At 63.4% G+C, this 17237-nt stretch carries 17 protein-coding genes; 7 read left to right on the top strand and 10 right to left on the bottom strand.

Annotated features, from left to right (window positions below):
* Positions 1 to 4 precede the first annotated feature (4 nt).
* The 7 genes from ACTYOL_RS20555 to minC all read right to left on the bottom strand — a co-directional run bounded on the left by ACTYOL_RS20555 (position 5) and on the right by minC (position 6658).
* On the bottom strand, positions 5 to 2158 hold the full coding sequence (locus tag ACTYOL_RS20555) for a mechanosensitive ion channel family protein (protein WP_444756989.1): 2154 nt from the start codon (positions 2156 to 2158) through the stop codon (positions 5 to 7).
* Positions 2159 to 2206: 48 nt separating this feature from the next.
* A complete protein-coding gene (locus ACTYOL_RS20550) occupies positions 2207 to 2371 on the bottom strand; it encodes a hypothetical protein (RefSeq protein WP_172964816.1) in 165 nt (54 codons plus the stop codon).
* Between the two features lie 140 nt (positions 2372 to 2511).
* Positions 2512 to 3801, bottom strand: coding sequence for a M18 family aminopeptidase (locus tag ACTYOL_RS20545; protein WP_054895571.1), 1290 nt, complete (start codon positions 3799 to 3801; stop codon positions 2512 to 2514).
* A gap of 151 nt (positions 3802 to 3952) precedes the next feature.
* Positions 3953 to 4588, bottom strand: a complete 636-nt coding sequence (locus tag ACTYOL_RS20540) for an RluA family pseudouridine synthase (RefSeq protein WP_112898943.1) — start codon at positions 4586 to 4588, stop codon at positions 3953 to 3955.
* 145 nt (positions 4589 to 4733) lie between these two features.
* Positions 4734 to 4988, bottom strand: coding sequence for a cell division topological specificity factor MinE (gene minE, locus ACTYOL_RS20535; RefSeq protein ID WP_003252572.1), 255 nt, complete (start codon positions 4986 to 4988; stop codon positions 4734 to 4736).
* A gap of 3 nt (positions 4989 to 4991) precedes the next feature.
* Positions 4992 to 5804, bottom strand: coding sequence for a septum site-determining protein MinD (gene minD / locus ACTYOL_RS20530; protein WP_054893840.1), 813 nt, complete (start codon positions 5802 to 5804; stop codon positions 4992 to 4994).
* Positions 5805 to 5899: 95 nt separating this feature from the next.
* Positions 5900 to 6658 carry a septum site-determining protein MinC gene (gene minC / locus ACTYOL_RS20525; RefSeq protein ID WP_063545803.1) on the bottom strand — a complete coding sequence of 253 codons (759 nt, stop codon included), beginning with the start codon at positions 6656 to 6658 and terminating at the stop codon, positions 5900 to 5902.
* Between the two features lie 111 nt (positions 6659 to 6769).
* Here minC and ACTYOL_RS20520 point away from each other — a divergent pair, with 111 nt between their 5' ends.
* Both ACTYOL_RS20520 and ACTYOL_RS20515 read left to right on the top strand, forming a co-directional pair.
* Positions 6770 to 7705 carry a lipid A biosynthesis lauroyl acyltransferase gene (locus tag ACTYOL_RS20520; protein WP_153772837.1) on the top strand — a complete coding sequence of 312 codons (936 nt, stop codon included), beginning with the start codon at positions 6770 to 6772 and terminating at the stop codon, positions 7703 to 7705.
* Between the two features lie 89 nt (positions 7706 to 7794).
* Complete coding sequence (locus ACTYOL_RS20515; RefSeq protein WP_197890715.1) at positions 7795 to 8949, top strand: patatin-like phospholipase family protein; 1155 nt, start codon at positions 7795 to 7797, stop codon at positions 8947 to 8949.
* A gap of 24 nt (positions 8950 to 8973) precedes the next feature.
* Here ACTYOL_RS20515 and ACTYOL_RS20510 read toward each other — a convergent pair whose 3' ends face one another.
* The gene (locus ACTYOL_RS20510; protein WP_054893844.1) at positions 8974 to 9789 is read right to left on the bottom strand and encodes an MlaA family lipoprotein; all 816 of its coding nucleotides are present in this window, start codon (positions 9787 to 9789) and stop codon (positions 8974 to 8976) included.
* Entirely contained in the window at positions 9782 to 11080 is a 1299-nt protein-coding gene (locus tag ACTYOL_RS20505; protein ID WP_065862161.1) for a serine/threonine protein kinase, read from the bottom strand. Before ACTYOL_RS20505 ends, ACTYOL_RS20510 begins: the two co-directional genes overlap by 8 nt.
* A 223-nt stretch (positions 11081 to 11303) precedes the next feature.
* Between ACTYOL_RS20505 and ACTYOL_RS20500 the strand changes: the two genes are divergently transcribed.
* A complete protein-coding gene (locus ACTYOL_RS20500; protein WP_063545798.1) occupies positions 11304 to 11666 on the top strand; it encodes a hypothetical protein in 363 nt (120 codons plus the stop codon).
* Positions 11667 to 11721: 55 nt separating this feature from the next.
* Here ACTYOL_RS20500 and ACTYOL_RS20495 read toward each other — a convergent pair whose 3' ends face one another.
* On the bottom strand, positions 11722 to 13278 hold the full coding sequence (locus ACTYOL_RS20495; RefSeq protein WP_444756988.1) for a glycoside hydrolase family 17 protein: 1557 nt from the start codon (positions 13276 to 13278) through the stop codon (positions 11722 to 11724).
* A 209-nt stretch (positions 13279 to 13487) separates the two neighbouring features.
* Between ACTYOL_RS20495 and ACTYOL_RS20490 the strand changes: the two genes are divergently transcribed.
* From ACTYOL_RS20490 to ACTYOL_RS20475, 4 genes are all read left to right on the top strand, one after another.
* Positions 13488 to 14348: a glycine betaine ABC transporter substrate-binding protein gene (locus ACTYOL_RS20490; RefSeq protein ID WP_444756987.1), complete on the top strand. Its 861-nt coding sequence runs from the start codon at positions 13488 to 13490 to the stop codon at positions 14346 to 14348.
* Positions 14349 to 14536: 188 nt separating this feature from the next.
* Positions 14537 to 14848: a DUF485 domain-containing protein gene (locus ACTYOL_RS20485; protein ID WP_063545796.1), complete on the top strand. Its 312-nt coding sequence runs from the start codon at positions 14537 to 14539 to the stop codon at positions 14846 to 14848.
* Positions 14845 to 16509, top strand: a complete 1665-nt coding sequence (locus ACTYOL_RS20480; protein WP_054893849.1) for a cation acetate symporter — start codon at positions 14845 to 14847, stop codon at positions 16507 to 16509. Before ACTYOL_RS20485 ends, ACTYOL_RS20480 begins: the two co-directional genes overlap by 4 nt.
* Before the next feature lie 193 nt (positions 16510 to 16702).
* Entirely contained in the window at positions 16703 to 17182 is a 480-nt protein-coding gene (locus ACTYOL_RS20475) for a CS1 type fimbrial major subunit (RefSeq protein ID WP_153772840.1), read from the top strand.
* Positions 17183 to 17237: the final 55 nt, after the last annotated feature.

The following is a 17237-nucleotide window of genomic DNA, read 5'->3' as shown; positions in this document are numbered from 1 at the left end:
GGCACTAACCGGCGGAGCCAGACTCAGCCATCGCCCCACCCCCAGCCGTCACCACCTGCACCGACAACCGCGGCGTAGCCAGGTCCAGCCCGGCTTCGTCGAGCTGGCGCTTCAACGCCAGGTTGAAGGCCCGTGACACCTCCCACTGCTTGATCGGCGCGGTCTTGAAGCGTGCCCGCAGGATCGCCGAGCCCGACTCGAAACTCTCGACTCCCTGCAGTTCCAGCGGCGACCAGATGTTGCGGCGCATCAGCGGATCATTGCGCAGCTTCTGGCCCACCTCGCGAATCAGGCTGATCGCCTTGTCGATGCTCATGTTGTGCGGTATGGCGACTCGGAAGATCGCATAGCCAAACTCGCGCGAGTAGTTCTTGATGCTCTTGATCTCGCTGAACGGGATGGTGTGGACGATGCCGTCGATGTCGCGCAGGCGCACGGTGCGAATGGTCAGGCCCTCGACCGTGCCCAGGTGGCCGCCGACGTCGACATAGTCGTCGATGGCCAGGCTGTCCTCGATGATGATGAACAACCCGGTGATCAGATCGGCCACCAGCGATTGCGCACCGAAGCCGATGGCCAGGCCGATGACACCGGCACCGGCCAGCAGCGGTGTGACGTTCATGCCCATGTTGGCCAGGGCGACGATCACCGCGATGATGAAGATCGCCACGAACAGTACGTTGCGGATCAGCGGCATCATGGTCTGCGCACGGGCGTTGGCCAGGCCTCGGCGCGAACGCACCAGTGCGTGGTGCACGGCGGTGTCGGCCAGGATCCACACCAGCCAGGCGGCGATCAGGGTGCCTGCCAGGCCCAGCAGGCGCACGCTGACATCATGGCCTTCGCCCTCGGCAAAACCGATCATCGAAAGCCCCCACACGCGCAGGCCCAGCTCGATGAACAGCAACCAGATGCACAGGTGGACCAAGGCGTAGCCAAAGTTCTTCAGGCGTTCGGTATACACCGCCTGACGTTTGTTGGCGCGCCGGGGTTTGGCGGCGTGGCGGCGCACCAGGCCGTTGAGCACCATGCACACCACCACCAGTACGGTGCACATCAGTGACTGACGCAGGGCGGTGCTGGTGTCGCCGGCAGAGACGAAGGTGGCGAACAGCGAGATCGCCACGAGGATCAAGGCCGGGACGAACCAGAAACTGCCAAGCAGCTCGATGGTGTCGCTGAGTGTGCGCCGGGTCAGGCGCCGCGACAGGGGCTGATTGCGGATCAGGTGCGCAATCGGCCGCCTGAAGCGCAGGATGAACAAGCCTGTGCACAGGGCCGCCAGCACGTTGGTCACGGTCGCTATCGCATGGGCCAGGTGCGTGCCCAGCGCAGTGGTCAGGCGTGGATCGCTCATCGCTTCACCGAAGGCGGCGAAGCTGCCGATCAGCCATAACGGACGAAACGCCTGGTGTCGCAGGATATGCAGGGCACGGTGGCGATGCGGGCCGTCGAGCAGAGAGAAGGCGATCACGCAGATCGCCGAAAAACAGGTGCCGACCACCAGCGCATAGGCCAGGACCATGGCCAGGGATTTGCCCAGCGACGGTGGCAGGGCGAAGCTCAGGTACACGGTGAATACCAGCGCCACCAGCCAGGGCCCGAGCTTGCGCAGGGCGAATCGCACCAGGTCCCAGGTCCGTGGGTGTTGGGGCAGCTCCTCGGTCAGCCCGAAGCGGATCCGTACCCGATGGCCGATCCAGTTGAAGGCGTAGGCCAGCAGGCTCCACACGGCAATGACCGCTGCGAAGCCGAACAGGATCGCTGGCCACTGGTGCACCGGAACGACCAATGCTGCCAGTTCGCTCTGGGCCTGGTCGATTTCCTGCGACCAGCGCACGAAGGGGCTGGCATCGCCGCTGAACTGCTTTTCCAGGTCGTGCATGGCGTTGCCGATCAGCCCCAGTACGCCCTGTTCCACCGTGGGTTGCGACTGTTTGCTGGCATCGCGCAGTTTCTTCAGGTCGGCCAGCAACTTGGCTCGTTGCTGGTCGTTTTCCAGGCTCTTGATCACTTCGTCCAGTGACTTGTCCAGCGGCTCGGTGGCCTGGGGTTGGGCAGGCGTGCTGCTACCCAGCAAGCCGGGCAGGCCAGCGGCTTGCACCGGGGCGATGAACAGGAGGAGCAGCAGGGTCAGGCAACGGAGAAAGGCGGGCACCGGAAAATCTACCTCAGGTCGATCGATTGCCGGAGTGTAGAGGATTTCTCAGGCGAGTTTCTCGAGGATCTTCCAGCACATGATGCCAAAGATGCCGAGGGTGCCGATCCACATCATCAGCACGCCGGCATTGCGCTCGCGCAGGCTGAAACCGATGGTCAGCAACATCAGGAAAAGGAACACCGGCACGAACAGGGAGAGGAAGGGTGACATGAACAGAATCCTTCTGTTGTCGGGGGCATGCTTGAAGCATAGCGCGTTGAGTGGCGGAGAATTCGCGGGTAAGCCCACTCCTGCTGGAGCGTTGATGCACCTGTAGGAGCGGGTTTATCCGCGAAAAGGCCTAGCTGATATCAAGGCAGTTCGCGACTGCGATAGAACGCCGTCAGCACCTTCACCAGGTGCGCCAGGTCCTGGCTGCCGCACAGCTCGCGGATCGAGTGCATGGCGAAGGTCGGCAGGCCGATGTCGACGGTACGCACGCCCAGGTGGCTGGCGGTGATCGGACCGATGGTCGAGCCGCAGCCCATGTCGCTGCGCACCACGAAGCTTTGTACAGGCACTTCCTCGGCCATGCACAGGTGGCGGAAATAGCCGGCGGTTTCGCTGTTGGTGGCGTAGCGCTGGTTGTTGTTGACCTTGATCACCGGGCCGGAGTTGAGCTTGGGCCCATGATTGCCGTCATGCTTGTCGGCGTAGTTGGGGTGCACGCCGTGGGCGTTGTCGGCCGACACCAGCAACGAGCGCTGGATGGTGCGCACGTATTCGTCGCCATCGGGCAGCAGACGTTGCAGGGTCTGCTCGAGCATCGGTCCGTCGGCGCCGCACGCCGAGCAGGAGCCGACCTCTTCGTGATCGGTGCATACCAGCACGCAGGTTTCGTCGCTCTCGGCGGCCAGTAGCGCCTGCAGCCCGGCATAGCACGACAGCAGGTTGTCCAGGCGCGCACCGGCGATGAAGTCGCCATGCAGGCCGATGACCGCAGCGCTCTGGGTGTCGTAGAAACTCAGCTCATAGTCCAGCACCACGTCGGCGATCAGGCCGTGCTCGCGGGCCAGTTGCTCGGTGAGCAGGGCTCGGAAGTCGACACGCTCGTCGCCGGCGACCTGGGCCAGGATAGGCGGCAGCTCGTTCTGCGGGTTGATCGGCCAGCCCTCGTTGGCGGTACGGTTGAGGTGGATGGCCAGGTTGGGAATGATGGCGATCGGCAGCTTGAAATCGACCAGTTGGCTTTCGACCTTGCCATCGCGGCGGAAGGTGACGCGTCCGGCCAGCGACAGGTCGCGGTCGAACCAAGGGGCGAGCAGGGCACCGCCATAGACTTCGACGCCCAGTTGCAGGAAACCCTGGCGCTGCAGTTCGGGCTGTGGCTTGACCCGCAGGCACGGGCTGTCGGTGTGTGCGCCGACCATACGGATGCCGCCAATCAAGGGCGAATGCTTGCCCAGGCGAATGGCGATGATCGAAGAGTCGTTACGGGTGACGTAGTAGCGCCCGCCGGGCACGGTGGCCCAGCTGTCACGCTCGTCCAGACGCTGGTAACCGGCGGCTTCGAGGCGCTTGGCCAGGCTGGCGGTGGCGTGGAAGGGCGTCGGGGAGGCCTTGAGGAAATCGATCAGGCCGGTATTCAGTGCTTCGCGCATAGCTCACTCCAGACAGCAGTGGCGCGAGTTTAGCGTAAATGGTCCGGAATTTGTGCGGGCCTCTTCGCGGGCAAGCCCGCTCCTACAGGGCTGGAGGTGACCCCTGTGGGAGCGGGTTTACCCGCGAAAGGGCCGGTGCAGCCACAAAAATCTAGAACGGCGCCGGGCACTCGAACTTCAACCGCTGCCCAGACACCGGGTGAGTAAAGCTCAGCATCGATGCATGCAGGCACAGCCGTTCATGGGCCGCCAATGCCTCGGGGTTGGCATACAGCCGGTCGCCCAGCAGCGGGTGCCCGATCGACAGCATGTGTACGCGCAACTGGTGCGAGCGTCCGGTGATGGGCGTCAGTTCAACCCTGCAATGATCGCCACTGCGTTCCAGTACGCGCCAGAAGGTCAGGGCATGCTTGCCCTGCTCATGGTCGACCACATGGCGTGGCTTGGTGGGCGGGTCGTAGCGCAGCGGCAAGTCGATACTGCCACTGTCGAGCGTCGGCTGGCCCCAGCACAGTGCGGTATAGGCTTTCTCCGTCTCGCGGTCGTGGAACTGGCGCGACAGCTCGCGGTGACTGTCGGCATCGCGGGCCAGGAGAATGATCCCGGAGGTTTCCCAGTCCAGGCGATGGACGATCAGCGCGTCGGGGTAGCCGTTTTCCTGCAGGCGGGTGATCAGGCAATCCTTGTTGTCCTCGGCACGGCCTGGCACCGACAGCAGCAGGGTCGGTTTGTTGATCACCAGGATGGCGGCGTCTTCGAAGAGGATCTGGATGTTCGACAGCGGCATGTTCAACGGTTCTCTGTAAAGCACTGTGGGAGCGGGCTTGCCCGCGAAGAAGGCCGGTACAAGTGCCAGAGTGATGGCGCCAGTACCGGCCTTTTCGCGGGCAAGCCCGCTCCCACAGGGGATCGCGGTGTGACAGGGGTTTCTATCAGCGATCCGGCAAGGTGATGTTCAGTTCCAGAATCGAGCAGCTGCCCTGGTTTTCCAGCTCGATATGCACGTCATCGTTGCCGATGTTCACATACTTGCGGATCACTTCGAGCAGTTCTTTCTGCAGCGCCGGCAGGTAGTCCGGTTCGCTGCGCTGGCCGCGCTCATGCGCCACGATGATCTGTAGACGCTCTTTCGCTACCGACGCACTGGTCTGTTTCTGTCTGCCACGAAAGAAGTCAAAAAGGTTCATGGTTTATTTGCCTCCAAACAGGCGCGCGAAGAATCCTTGCTTCGGCACTTCGATGAAGCGCAGAGGCTTCTCTTTACCCAGCAGGCGGTCGACGGTATCGCTGTAGGCCTGGCCGGCGTCGCTCTGGTCGTCGAGGATGACCGGGATACCCTGGTTGGATGCCTTGAGGACCGCTTGCGACTCGGGAATCACGCCCTTGAGCTTGATCGCGAGGATCTCTTCGACGTCGGCGATGCTGAGCATTTCGCCCTTTTCCACGCGCTCGGGGTGGTAGCGGGTGATCAGCAGGTGTTCCTTGATCGGCTCCTCGCCGTTCTCGGAGCGGCGCGACTTGCTCGACAGAATGCCCAGCATGCGGTCGGAGTCACGTACCGAGGAGACTTCCGGGTTGGTCACGACGATGGCTTCGTCGGCGAAGTACATCGCCAGGTGCGCGCCTTTCTCGATACCGGCCGGGGAGTCGCAGATGACGTAGTCGAACTGCTCCTTGAGCTCCATCAGGACCTTTTCGACGCCTTCTTGCGTCAGGGCGTCCTTGTCGCGGGTCTGGCTGGCGGCCAGCACGAACAGGTTCTCAAGGCGCTTGTCCTTGATCAGGGCCTGTTGCAGGTTGGCTTCGCCGTTGACCACGTTGACGAAGTCGTACACCACGCGGCGTTCGCAGCCCATGATCAGGTCGAGGTTACGCAGGCCGACGTCGAAGTCGACGATCACAGTCTTGTGGCCGCGCAATGCGAGGCCGGTACCGATGGCGGCGCTGGTGGTGGTCTTGCCCACCCCCCCCTTGCCGGAAGTAACCACGAGAATCTTGGCCAAGGTGTTTCACCCCTAAATAAACGGGACCCGAAGTCCCAGCAAATGCAAAAAAGGCAACGGTGGAAAAGTTGCTCTTAAAATGGCGGCAGTATCCGTTAAAGACGGGTGATGTTCAACACGTCGCCGACCAGGCTCACCTGCACGCCCGAACCCCACAGCGGGTCGCGGCGCAGGTCTTCGCAGACCTTGTACTGACCGGCGATGGAGACCATTTCGGCCGTCATCTGCTGACAGAAGATCCTGGCTCGGGTGTTGCCCTTGATACCAGCCAGTGCGCGGCCACGCATGGCGCCGTACACATGGATATTGCCATCGGCGAGAAGTTCCGCACCCGGGCTCACCGAGGCGGTCACGATCAAGTCGCCGCCCTGAGCATAGATCTGCTGGCCGCCACGTACAGGGCTGGTGATGATGCGGGTCGGGCGAACCTCGGGTTCGGCGGCCACAGCGGGTGCCGGAGCGGGCTCGACTTTCTTCACTTCCGGCTCAGGTTCCAGCGGGCGTTCGCGGGCGCCGGAGGGCGGCAGGACCGGCAGGTCGATGGCGATCGCCGCGGCGATGTCCTCGATCCGGCTGGCGCGGATCGCCAGGGTGCGCAGGCCATGGTGACGGCAGATGCGCATCAGCCCGGGCAGGTCGATGGCGCCTTCGTCCGGCGGCAGTTTGTCCAGGGCCAGCACCAGCGGTGTGTTGCTGAAGAAATTGGGGGCCTGCGCCACTTTCGCCGCCAGTTGGCGGTCGAGGGCTTCGAGGTCGTTGCGCGCCAGTTCCAGCACAGTGATGGCGAGCATGCTGCCCTTGAGCTGGAACACGGTGGCGGAGTCGGGTGTCTGGTTGAGGCTCATGGTCTGCATAGACGGCTTGTTGCGAAAAAAGTGCCCTGACTTATAACGATAAGACCGATTGGCCGCAACCTGCGGCCAAAGGTTGTAGAATGCCAGGCCTTTGTCTTACCGGAAGCTTCAATGGATCGTCCGCGTTTTCGTCCCTACTTCCTCCATCCACGTTTCTGGGGCCTGTGGCTCGGCCTGGGACTGCTGTGGCTGGTGGTGCAGTTGCCTTACCGAGCCTTGCTGTGGCTCGGCAGCGCCCTGGGCGCCGTGATGTATCGCCTGGCCGGCGAGCGTCGGCGCATTGCCGCGCGCAATCTGGAGCTGTGTTTCCCGGCACTGTCCGGCGACGAACGGCAGCGCCTGCTGAAGGCAAACTTCGCCTCTACCGGCATCGCCTTCTTCGAAATGGCCATGAGCTGGTGGTGGCCCAAAGCCAGGCTTGCCCGCCTGGCACACATCGAAGGTCTGGAGCACCTGCAGGCAGCCCAGCGTGACGGGCAGGGCGCCATCCTCATGGCGGTGCATTTCACCACGCTGGAGATCGGCGCGGCCCTGCTCGGCCAGGAGCACACCATCGATGGCATGTACCGCGAGCACGGCAATCCGGTGTTCGACTTCATCCAGCGACGCGGTCGCGAGCGGCACAACCTCGACTCCCTGGCAGTGGAGCGCGAGGACGTACGCGGCATGCTCAAGCTGCTGCGCGGCGGGCGGGCGATCTGGTACGCGCCGGACCAGGACTACGGCACCAAGCAGAGCCTGTTCGTGCCGCTGTTCGGCATCCCCGCCGCCACGGTGACTGCAACGACCAAGTTCGCCCGACTGGGCAAGGCGCGGGTGATTCCGTTCACTCAGAAACGCCTGGAAGATGGCAGCGGCTATCGTCTGGTGGTGCATGCGCCGCTCGAGGATTTCCCAGGGGAGAGCGAGGAGGCCGACTGCCTGCGCATCAACCAGTGGGTCGAAAGTGTGCTCCGCGAGTGCCCCGAGCAGTACCTGTGGGCGCACCGGCGCTTCAAGTCGCGGCCCGAAGGGGCGCCGCGGCTGTATGACAAGAAGAAGCGCTGATCCGGGGTAGTGGCTGCAGGCCCTTTCGCGCCCCGACTTGCCCGCGAAGGGGCCGATCCTGACAAAACCGACAAACCAGGAAGGAACCGATGGCCCCACCCCCGACTACTGGCCTGATCCTCTCCGGCGGCGGAGCCCGTGCTGCCTACCAGGTCGGCGTGCTCGCCGGTATCGCCGAACTGTTGCCCGCCGGCGCGCCCAATCCCTTCCCGGTCATCGTCGGCACCTCTGCCGGGGCCATCAATGCCGTGACCCTGGCCAGCGGCGCCACTCGCTTTGGTGAGTCGGTGCAGCGCCTGACCCGCTTCTGGCAGAACTTTCGCAGCCACCTTGTGCTGCGCAGCGACTGGCCCGGGGTCATGCGTCAGGCCAGCCGTTTCGTCAGCCACAGCCTGCTGGGGCTGGGCCGGCAGATGCCGGTAGCGCTGCTCGACAGCAGCCCGCTGCGAGCGCTGCTCAAGGCGCATCTGGACCTGGATGGCATCCACCATGCCCTGGCCAGCGAGCAACTGCGCGCGGTGGCCGTAACCGCCTTTGGTTACGAGTCCGGCCAGGCGGTGACGTTCTATCAAGGCGGCGAAGCGATCGAACCCTGGCTGCGGCACCGGCGTATCGGCGTACCCACTGCGCTGAGCGTCGAGCACCTGCTGGCCAGTTCGGCCATCCCGTTGCTCTTCGCTCCGGTGCGCCTGGGCGACGAGTACTTCGGTGACGGCGCGGTGCGCCAGTCTGCGCCGATCAGCCCGGCACTGCACCTGGGGGCCAGTCGCGTACTGGTGGTGGGGGTCAGCGGTAACCCGCAGCGCCCTGTGCCGCCGGTACAGAGTGCACGGGTGTTCAGCGGGCAACAGCCGAGCCTGGCGCAGATCGGTGGGCACATGCTCAACAGTACCTTCATCGACAGCCTCGAAGACGATATCGAGTTGTTGCAACGCCTGAATCACCTGAGTCATCTGATGCCTGCACATCTGGACGCCCGGCGCCTGGGTCTGGCGCCGATCGAAGTACTGGTGGTGGCGCCCAGCCAGCCGCTGGACGAGATCGCGGCACGTCATCGGCGCGAGTTGCCGGCTGCGTTGCGCCTGTTCCTGCGTGGGCCCGGAGCGACCAGGACCAGCGGGGCCGGTGTACTCAGCTACCTGTTGTTCGAGGCGAGCTACTGCAGTGAGCTGATCGAACTGGGGCGCAGCGATGCCCTGGCCAAGCGCCGGGAGTTGCAGCAGTTTCTGGGGTTGGTGGGCTGAGGCCGCATGGCGGCCCCGCCGCACTCACTCTGAAATCTGCAACTTGCGCGCCTGGGTATAGACGTAGCGCACTTTTTCGTACTCGAACGGCGAGTTGGTCTGGCCATAGCGGAAATTGGTGGTGTAGCGCCGGTCGATCGCCCGCAGCAGGAAGATCTCCGGATGGTCGGTACTGACCTCGGCGACGTTGAGGAAATTCGCTTCGCGCTCGCCGACGTAGTCCACCACCAGGCCTGTGGTGTCGCGCAGGTTCGAGGGACCGAGGATCGGCAGCATGATATACGGGCCTTCCGGAACGCCGTAGAAGCCCAGGGTCTGGCCGAAGTCCTCGCTCTGGCGTGGCAACCCCATCTTGGTCGCCGGGTCCCACAGGCCACCCACGCCGATGAGGGTGTTGAACATCAGGCGCGCAGTGATCTCCGCCGAGCGTTTGACCTTGAGCTGCAACACACTGTTGAACAGGTTGGGCACATCCCCCAGGTTGTTGAAGAAGTTGCTCACCCCGGTGCGCACGAAGTGCGGGGTTATGTAGCGGTAGCCATCGACCGCCGGCAGGAACACCCATTGGTCGAAGCGATAGTTGAAGTGGTAGATGCGCCGGTTCATCGATTCCAGCGGGTCGTAGACGTTCAACGCGGCCAGGGTGGAGCGTTCGAACTCGCGCTGGTCGAGACCGGGGTTGAATTTCAGCTCGCGCAGCGGGTCGAGGAAGCCGTCCGATTCCACGGTAGGCGTGTCGATCACATCGGCTTCGACCACGCTGGTACGCGGTGCGGTTTCTGCTGCCAGGGCGCTGGTACTGACGAGCAGGGCGAGGGCAAGTATGAGTCTGTCAGCCACGGAAGAACTCCAGCATGGCGTCGGCATTGACGCGGTAGTTGAGGTTGCCGCAATGGCCGCCGTGTGGATAAAGGGTCAGCCGGTCGCCGAACACCTTGCGCAGGAAACCGATGTCGCCGGGGCCGAGAATTACGTCGTCGGCGTTGTGCATCACGGCGATCTTCGGGCTGTCGGCGAGGTAGTCCTTGAGGGCGTACAGGCTGACCTGGTCGATCAGTTGCAGCAGGCTGTTGCCGTCCGTGCGCGCACGCCACATGGGGATCACCTGCTCGGTCAGGTAGCAGTCGAAGTCGCATTGCAGGGCCCGTTTGAAGAACGGCGTGAGGCTGCTGCCTTCGGTGATCGGAAACTTCGGCGGAATGATCAGGCCGCGGCGGTTGATCAGGTCGGAGGTGAAGGCGATGTCGGCTGCCGAGAAGCGGAACGAGGTGCCGATCAGCATGGCCATCTGTTCGTTGGACAAATGCTCGCGTGAGTTCTGGAAGTCGTAGAGCAGGGCGTCATTGAGGTCGATGTAGCCCTTGTCCTGGAAGTAGCGCGTGAGTTTTTCCAGCATCAGTTCGTAGAACGTGGTGCTGCGGTCGATGCCCTTGACCTGGGTCTGCACCAGTTTGTCGAGGTTGTTGATCGAGGTGTACAGGTTCACGGGCGGGTTGAGCAGCAGCACGCGCTTGAAGTTGAAGCTGCGCCGGGTTTCGTCCAGATGGCTGACGAACGCCGCGTCCAGGGCGCCGAGGCTGTAGCCGGTGAGGTAGAACTCGCTGACCGGCAAGCGCGGATGCTGGGCGCGTACGGCTTGCATGACCCGGTACAGGTCTTCGGCATCCTCGCGGCTCACGCCGGGCGTGGCGAAGCGTGAGGCGGCGCTCATGAAGTCCCAGCTGGTGGGCGAAGACAACTGCACCACGTGATAGCCCGCCTGGTAGAACAGTTTTTTCAGGTATTCGGCGATGGTGCTGCTGTAGGGCGCGCCGGTGCCGGCGATGATGAACACCAATGGCGCTTCGTGGTCCTGGCGTGCCAGGCGGTAGCGGAGTTTTTTCACCGGCCAGAAGTTGTCCGGCAGGGTGAATTCGCGCTCTGGGCGCAGGTTCAGGCTGTAGTCGGACTGGTTGATATCGTCGTCGCTGGGCAGCGTCGGGCGCTGGTCCGGCGGCGTGGTGGCAATGGTCGCCTCGAACGGATTGGTCAAGGGATAGCCGTAGGTGGCGGGGTCGATGTCCCGCGCAGAGGCGGCCGCAGCCAGAAACAGGCCGCACAGCAGGGCGACAAGGCGCAACGGTCGAAGCATGGAGAGTCCCCCGGGAGAACGGCAAGGCAATGTGGAGCTAGGACCATCGTGCCCCTGGCAAAGTTGCCTGGCGCGCTGTCCTTTATTGTGGCGGATGTTGCCGCGAAGTTGGCCGCTGCGGCAATGACCGCTTCCTCGACATTAGCCGAACCGCGCCATTTTGCCTTGCGCGGCAGGCCTGGGGGATTATCCTGAGCGCCGGTTACATTTTCTGGAGCTGTGCATGAGTCGTTGGTGGCCTGTCGTTGCGTTGCTGCTGTTTCTGCCGGTGTGGCTGGCGGCCAGTTATGGCGTGCGTTTCGGCCTGATGGAAGACGGGCAGTGGGTAGGCCTGTGCGCGGTGCCTGGCGAACACTGGCAGTGCCAGGCGCGGTCGCTGCTGGGGTTGTGGATTCACTTCCAGGTGATCGGCTGGGTGGCGTTGGGGCTGGCCTTGCTGTGCCAGGTGCTGCCGGGACGGCTTGGCTGGTGGGGGGCGGTGCTGGCGCTGGTGGCAGGGGTACCGGCGCTGGTGCTGTACACGGCGAGCCTGGGGGTTTTTGCGGTGGTTCTGGCGGGGTTGCGGTTGGTCAGGGCCTCCAGCTAGCAGGTTTTACCGGTGTTCTTTTCGCAGGCTTGCCCGCGAAAGGAACACCGCCGTTTCAAGCCCTGCGCAAACTGCGCCAAAGGGCAGCCACCATCAGCACACTGACCGCCGCCCAGCTCCAGGCCTGATGATTGTGCAGCCCTTCCTGATACAGCTGCGGCGCAATCCCCGCGCCGATGATGAATGCCAGCAGCGCCACTTCGGCCCTGCGCGCGGCCACCGGTCGCAACAGGTACACCAGCGCCGGCAGCAGCAGCGCTGCGCTGGGGAAGCTGCGATAGCGCGGATCGAAGACCATTGCCAGCATGCTCACCGCCGCTGCGAATCCCGCTGCCAGCAGCCACCATCCCGCTCGCGCCTGCAGCCAGGTGAACAACCGCTCACGCCAGCCTTCGCGCCGGGCCAGGGCCAGCGCGGCATGGGCCAGTACCAGCAGGTTCAGGCCCGCCAGCGCTGCCGCCCACAGCCACTCAGCGACAAAGCGCGCGTTGGTGCGCATCAGCTCGCCCCACAGCCCCAGGCTGCCCGCGCCGACTGCCGCCAGCAGCGGTAACAGCAACGCCGCGCGGGCGTGCACCGGGCGCCCGGCCAGGCCCAGGGTCGCCAACACCAGCAACGCGCTGGCCAGCCACCACTGTGGCCACAGTGGCAGGTTGCTGACTGGCCCTTCGAGTACGCCTTTGTCCTGCCGATCAGCGTCGTACAGCCCCCAGTAGCCACCCACGGCGCCTTCGCTGGCGCGTTTCCAGGGCTGGTCGAAAGCTTCGATCAGGTTGTAGTGCCAGCCGTTGGCCTCGGCCATCGCGACGAAGCCACGAATGAAGCGGGCCTCGTTGACCCTGCTGGGCTCTGCGGTCTCGCGCTGGCGGCCTTCGCTGGGCCAGCCGGTTTCGCCGATCATGACGTCCTTGGGGGCGAAGCGGTTGCCGAACACCTGACGTACCTCGGCGACATGCGCCAGGGCGTCCTCGATGCCGCGTGGATCGTCCTCCCAGTAGGGCAGCAGGTGGATGGTCAGGAAGTCCACCGCTGGCGCCACTTCCGGGTGCTGGAGCCAGAACTCCCAGACGTCGGCGTAGGTCACCGGGACCTGCACCTGGGCTTTCACCCGAGTGATCAGTTCGGCCAGGCGTTGGCCGGTGACTTCCTTGCGCAGCAGCGCCTCGTTGCCGACGATCACTGCGCTGACCACGTCCGGGTTGGCGTTGGCCGCCTCGATCAGCAGCGCCACCTCCTTGTCGGTGTCTACCGGGTTGGCATTGACCCAGGCACCGAGCATCACCTTCAGTCCGTGCTTGCGCGCCAGCGCCGGGATCGCCTCCAGCCCAGTCATCGAATAGGTGCGGATGCACTGGAAGCGCTCTGCCAGCAATGCCAGGTCGGCGTCCATGCGCGCAGGGCGCAGGCGAAATGGCTGGTCGAAGGGCGACTGATCCTTGTCGAAGGGGGTGTAGGAGGCGCACTGCAATTTGTGCGCCGGGCTCGCCGCATCGGGCAGGTGCACCGGCTTGCCCAGGCCATACCAGAGTGCACCGAGACCGAGCAGGGCGAACAGGCAGGTGATCAGGTAGAGGAGGGTGGTGCGGGGCGTGCTGGGCATCGAGCGGTCCATCGTCTGGCGCGGGTCATCGGTTGAGAGTCGCTGATAGTAGCCCGGCGCCAACAGTTTGGCATGCAAGGATCGCGCAGAACTGCGCGCGTGGATGACGCTAATGGCGAAGTGCTGTCGCTTATCGTTGGGTAAAGGTCGCTGACGGAGCAGGTCGCGCTGTGTTGCAGGTTGATGATGCAATCTCCAAGACCTGACGAGGGGATGCTTTGATGGCGACTACTACAAGAATGCGACGTTTCCTGGGCGTGACCGGCGCCCTGGTGTTGGCCATGGGTGCTGCACAGGCCATGGCCAAGGAAGTAAGCATCGGTTACGTGGACGGGTGGGCCGACAGCGTCGCCACCACCAACGTGGCTGCCGAAGTGATCAAGCAGAAACTCGGCTACGACGTGAAGCTGCAAGCGGTGGCCACCGGCATCATGTGGCAGGGTGTCGCCACCGGCAAGCTCGACGCCATGCTCTCGGCCTGGCTGCCGGTGACCCATGGCGAATACTGGAGCAAGAACAAGGATAACGTGGTCGACTTCGGCCCCAACTTCAAGGATGCCAAGATCGGCCTGATCGTGCCGGAGTACGTCAAGGCCAACAGCATCGCCGACCTCAAGACCGACGCCAGCTTCAAGCAGAAGATCGTCGGCATCGATGCAGGCTCCGGAGTCATGCTCAAGACCGAGCAGGCGATCAAGGACTACGACCTCACCGGCTACAAGCTGACGGCAAGCTCCGGCGCGGCGATGACGGCGGAACTTGGGCGTTCGTATGCCAAGCAGCAGTCGATCGCGGTCACCGGCTGGGTGCCGCACTGGATGTTCGCCAAATGGAAACTCAAGTTCCTCGAAGATCCCAAGGGCGTCTATGGTGCGGCGGAAACCGTCAACAGCATCGGCAGCAAGGAACTGGCGACCAAGGCGCCGGAAGTGGCCGAGTTCCTCAAGAAGTTCCAGTGGCAGTCCAAGGACGAGATCGGCGAAGTGATGCTGGCGATCCAGGAAGGGGCCAAGCCTGAAGCAGCGGCCAAGGACTGGGTGGCCAAGCATCCTGAGCGGGTCAAGGAGTGGACGGGTAAATAACCGATAGGGCCAGTGGGTACTTTTCGCGGGTAAACCCGCTCCTGCAAAGTGCGCATTGGCCCTGACTTTGTTACCCGAATGGTAAAAGACTGTTGCATCTAAGACTAAGGTCGTCTGGTTGGCGTCCACCGGCAGCATAAAGTTAAGGCGGGTTCTCCCCTTACTGTGTTGCTGCTAGGACAAAAACAATGAACGACAGCATCTACCGATCGATACAAGAAAGTCCGCGCTTCAAGGAGCTGGTCACCAAACGCGAACGTTTCGCCTGGCTCCTGTCGGCGATCATGCTCGGCCTCTACTGCGCTTTCATCCTGCTCATCGCCTATGGCCCGCAGATTCTCGGCGCCAAACTCAGCCCCGGCTCTTCCATCACCTGGGGCATTCCTCTGGGCGTCGGCCTGATCCTCTCGGCATTCGTCCTCACCGCCATCTATGTGCGGCGTGCCAACGGTGAGTTCGATGAGCTGAACAAGGCGATCCTGAAGGAGGCGCAGCAATGATTCGTCACGCCAAAACCTTGGCCGTACTGGCCTGCGGTGCCTTCGCACCCGCCGTGTGGGCTGCCGATGCAATCAGCGGCGCGGTGCAGAAACAGCCGTTGAACATGTCGGCGATCATCATGTTCCTGGCCTTCGTCTGCTTCACCCTGGGGATTACCTACTGGGCCTCGAAACGCAACAAGTCGGCTTCGGACTACTACGCCGCAGGCGGGCGCATCACCGGCTTCCAGAACGGTCTGGCGATCGCCGGTGACTACATGTCGGCTGCTTCCTTCCTGGGTATTTCCGCGCTGGTGTTCACCTCCGGCTACGACGGCCTGATCTACTCGATCGGCTTCCTGGTCGGCTGGCCGATCATCCTCTTCCTGATCGCCGAGCGCCTGCGCAACCTGGGCAAGTACACCTTCGCCGACGTTGCTTCCTATCGCCTCGGGCAGAAAGAGATCCGCACCCTGTCGGCCTCGGGCTCGCTGGTGGTGGTGGCCTTCTACCTGATCGCGCAGATGGTCGGCGCGGGCAAGCTGATCGAGCTGCTGTTCGGCCTGGACTACCACGTCGCGGTGATCCTGGTCGGCATCCTGATGTGCCTGTACGTGCTGTTCGGTGGCATGCTGGCCACGACCTGGGTGCAGATCATCAAGGCCGTGCTGCTGCTCTCCGGTGCCAGCTTCATGGCGCTGATGGTGATGAAGCATGTGGGCTTCGACTTCAACACCCTGTTCTCCGAAGCGATCAAGGTGCATGCCAAGGGCGAGGCGATCATGAGCCCGGGCGGCCTGGTCAAGGATCCGATCTCGGCCTTCTCGCTGGGCCTGGCGCTGATGTTCGGCACCGCAGGCCTGCCGCACATCCTGATGCGCTTCTTCACCGTCAGCGATGCCAAGGAAGCGCGCAAGAGCGTGCTGTATGCCACCGGCTTCATCGGTTACTTCTACATCCTGACCTTCATCATCGGCTTCGGCGCGATCCTGCTGGTCAGCACCAACCCGGACTTCAAGGACGCCGCCGGCGCCCTGCTGGGCGGTAACAACATGGCGGCGGTGCACCTGGCCGACGCCGTGGGTGGCAGCATCTTCCTCGGCTTCATCTCGGCGGTGGCCTTCGCCACCATCCTGGCTGTAGTTGCCGGCCTGACCCTGGCAGGCGCTTCGGCGGTGTCCCACGACCTGTACGCCAGCGTATGGCGCAAGGGCAAGGCCAACGACAAGGACGAGATCCGCGTGTCGAAGATCACCACCGTCGCCCTGGGCGTCCTGGCGATCGGCCTGGGTATCCTGTTCGAGAAGCAGAACATCGCCTTCATGGTTGGCCTGGCCTTCTCCATCGCCGCAAGCTGCAACTTCCCGGTACTGCTGCTCTCGATGTACTGGAAGAAGCTGACCACCCGCGGCGCCATGATCGGCGGCTGGATGGGCCTGATCAGCGCGGTTGGCCTGATGATCCTCGGCCCGACCATCTGGGTGCAGATCCTCGGTCATGAAAAAGCCATCTACCCGTACGAGTACCCGGCACTGTTCTCCATGATCATCGCCTTCGCGGGTATCTGGTTCTTCTCGGTCACCGACAAGTCCAAGGCTGCCGATGACGAGCGTGCACTGTTCTACCCGCAGTTCGTTCGCTCGCAGACCGGCCTGGGCGCCAGTGGTGCGGTTTCCCACTGATCGTTGATGCCGAGTACGACGCCCCGCTTGCCGGGGCGTCGTCGTTTCTGATTGATGGCATTTCTCTATCCCTGGGAAATTTCCCAAGCTCGCTGGGAAGGGTCTGAGTTAATGCGTCGATTACTCCGCGAATAATGAGCCAGGTGACGCAGTCAAGCGTTATTCCGCCTCATCACTTCAAGGAGATTTCCTCATGAAACGTCTGTTCGTGGCCCTGCCCCTCGCACTGTTTACCGCCGCATCGGCATATGCCGTCGACCCTATCGAAAAGCAGGTCCAGGTCACCGCACAGGTGCCTACCGATGCCTTCTTCGTCGAGCCGGTGGGCGGCAACTGGATGAACGACCCGCAAGAACTGTCCTGGAACTCGTTCCGCAGCGAACTGCAGCCGATCCGCAAGCAGTTGCAGGTCAAGAGCACCGTTGGCCCGATCACCGCTTACCTGGTGTCGCCGGCGGCGGTCAGCGACGGCGTGAACAGCATCGGCCTGGATGTGTCGGTGGCCGGCACGACACTCAGCACCACCTCCACCGAAGTCATCACCGCGGCGCAGGCAGCGCCGGGTGCGGTGGTCGGTTTCGAGATCGCGGCTCAAGCCGCGCCAGCCGGCGGCTATGTGCCCGGCAGCTACCAGGGGCTGGTGAGCATGATGTTCGAAACCGCCACCCCCTGATTCGCTCACTCCCTGCTTTCCATTGCCCGTTGCTGCCCCTGTCTGATGCTTGTCA

Source organism: Pseudomonas sp. A014, assembly GCF_052378495.1.
Taxonomy (GTDB): domain Bacteria; phylum Pseudomonadota; class Gammaproteobacteria; order Pseudomonadales; family Pseudomonadaceae; genus Aquipseudomonas; species Aquipseudomonas machongensis.
Note: the sequence above shows the minus strand (reverse complement) of the source record. Positions and strands in the feature narration are given on the sequence as shown.

What these genes read in the sequence shown, in the direction of transcription:
- ACTYOL_RS20550 (WP_172964816.1), bottom strand. Translation starts at nt 2,371, where the DNA reads ATGTCACCCTTCCTCTCCCTGTTCGTGCCGGTGTTCCTTTTCCTGATG.
- minE (WP_003252572.1), bottom strand. Translation starts at nt 4,988, where the DNA reads ATGAACCTTTTTGACTTCTTTCGTGGCAGACAGAAACAGACCAGTGCG.
- ACTYOL_RS20495 (WP_444756988.1), bottom strand. Translation starts at nt 13,278, where the DNA reads ATGGACCGCTCGATGCCCAGCACGCCCCGCACCACCCTCCTCTACCTG.
- ACTYOL_RS20485 (WP_063545796.1), top strand. Translation starts at nt 14,537, where the DNA reads ATGAACGACAGCATCTACCGATCGATACAAGAAAGTCCGCGCTTCAAG.
- ACTYOL_RS20490 (WP_444756987.1), top strand. Translation starts at nt 13,488, where the DNA reads ATGGCGACTACTACAAGAATGCGACGTTTCCTGGGCGTGACCGGCGCC.
- ACTYOL_RS20540 (WP_112898943.1), bottom strand. Translation starts at nt 4,588, where the DNA reads ATGCCGCTGTCGAACATCCAGATCCTCTTCGAAGACGCCGCCATCCTG.
- ACTYOL_RS20545 (WP_054895571.1), bottom strand. Translation starts at nt 3,801, where the DNA reads ATGCGCGAAGCACTGAATACCGGCCTGATCGATTTCCTCAAGGCCTCC.
- ACTYOL_RS20515 (WP_197890715.1), top strand. Translation starts at nt 7,795, where the DNA reads ATGGCCCCACCCCCGACTACTGGCCTGATCCTCTCCGGCGGCGGAGCC.
- ACTYOL_RS20480 (WP_054893849.1), top strand. Translation starts at nt 14,845, where the DNA reads ATGATTCGTCACGCCAAAACCTTGGCCGTACTGGCCTGCGGTGCCTTC.
- minC (WP_063545803.1), bottom strand. Translation starts at nt 6,658, where the DNA reads ATGCAGACCATGAGCCTCAACCAGACACCCGACTCCGCCACCGTGTTC.
- ACTYOL_RS20475 (WP_153772840.1), top strand. Translation starts at nt 16,703, where the DNA reads ATGAAACGTCTGTTCGTGGCCCTGCCCCTCGCACTGTTTACCGCCGCA.
- ACTYOL_RS20500 (WP_063545798.1), top strand. Translation starts at nt 11,304, where the DNA reads ATGAGTCGTTGGTGGCCTGTCGTTGCGTTGCTGCTGTTTCTGCCGGTG.
- ACTYOL_RS20505 (WP_065862161.1), bottom strand. Translation starts at nt 11,080, where the DNA reads ATGCTTCGACCGTTGCGCCTTGTCGCCCTGCTGTGCGGCCTGTTTCTG.
- ACTYOL_RS20520 (WP_153772837.1), top strand. Translation starts at nt 6,770, where the DNA reads ATGGATCGTCCGCGTTTTCGTCCCTACTTCCTCCATCCACGTTTCTGG.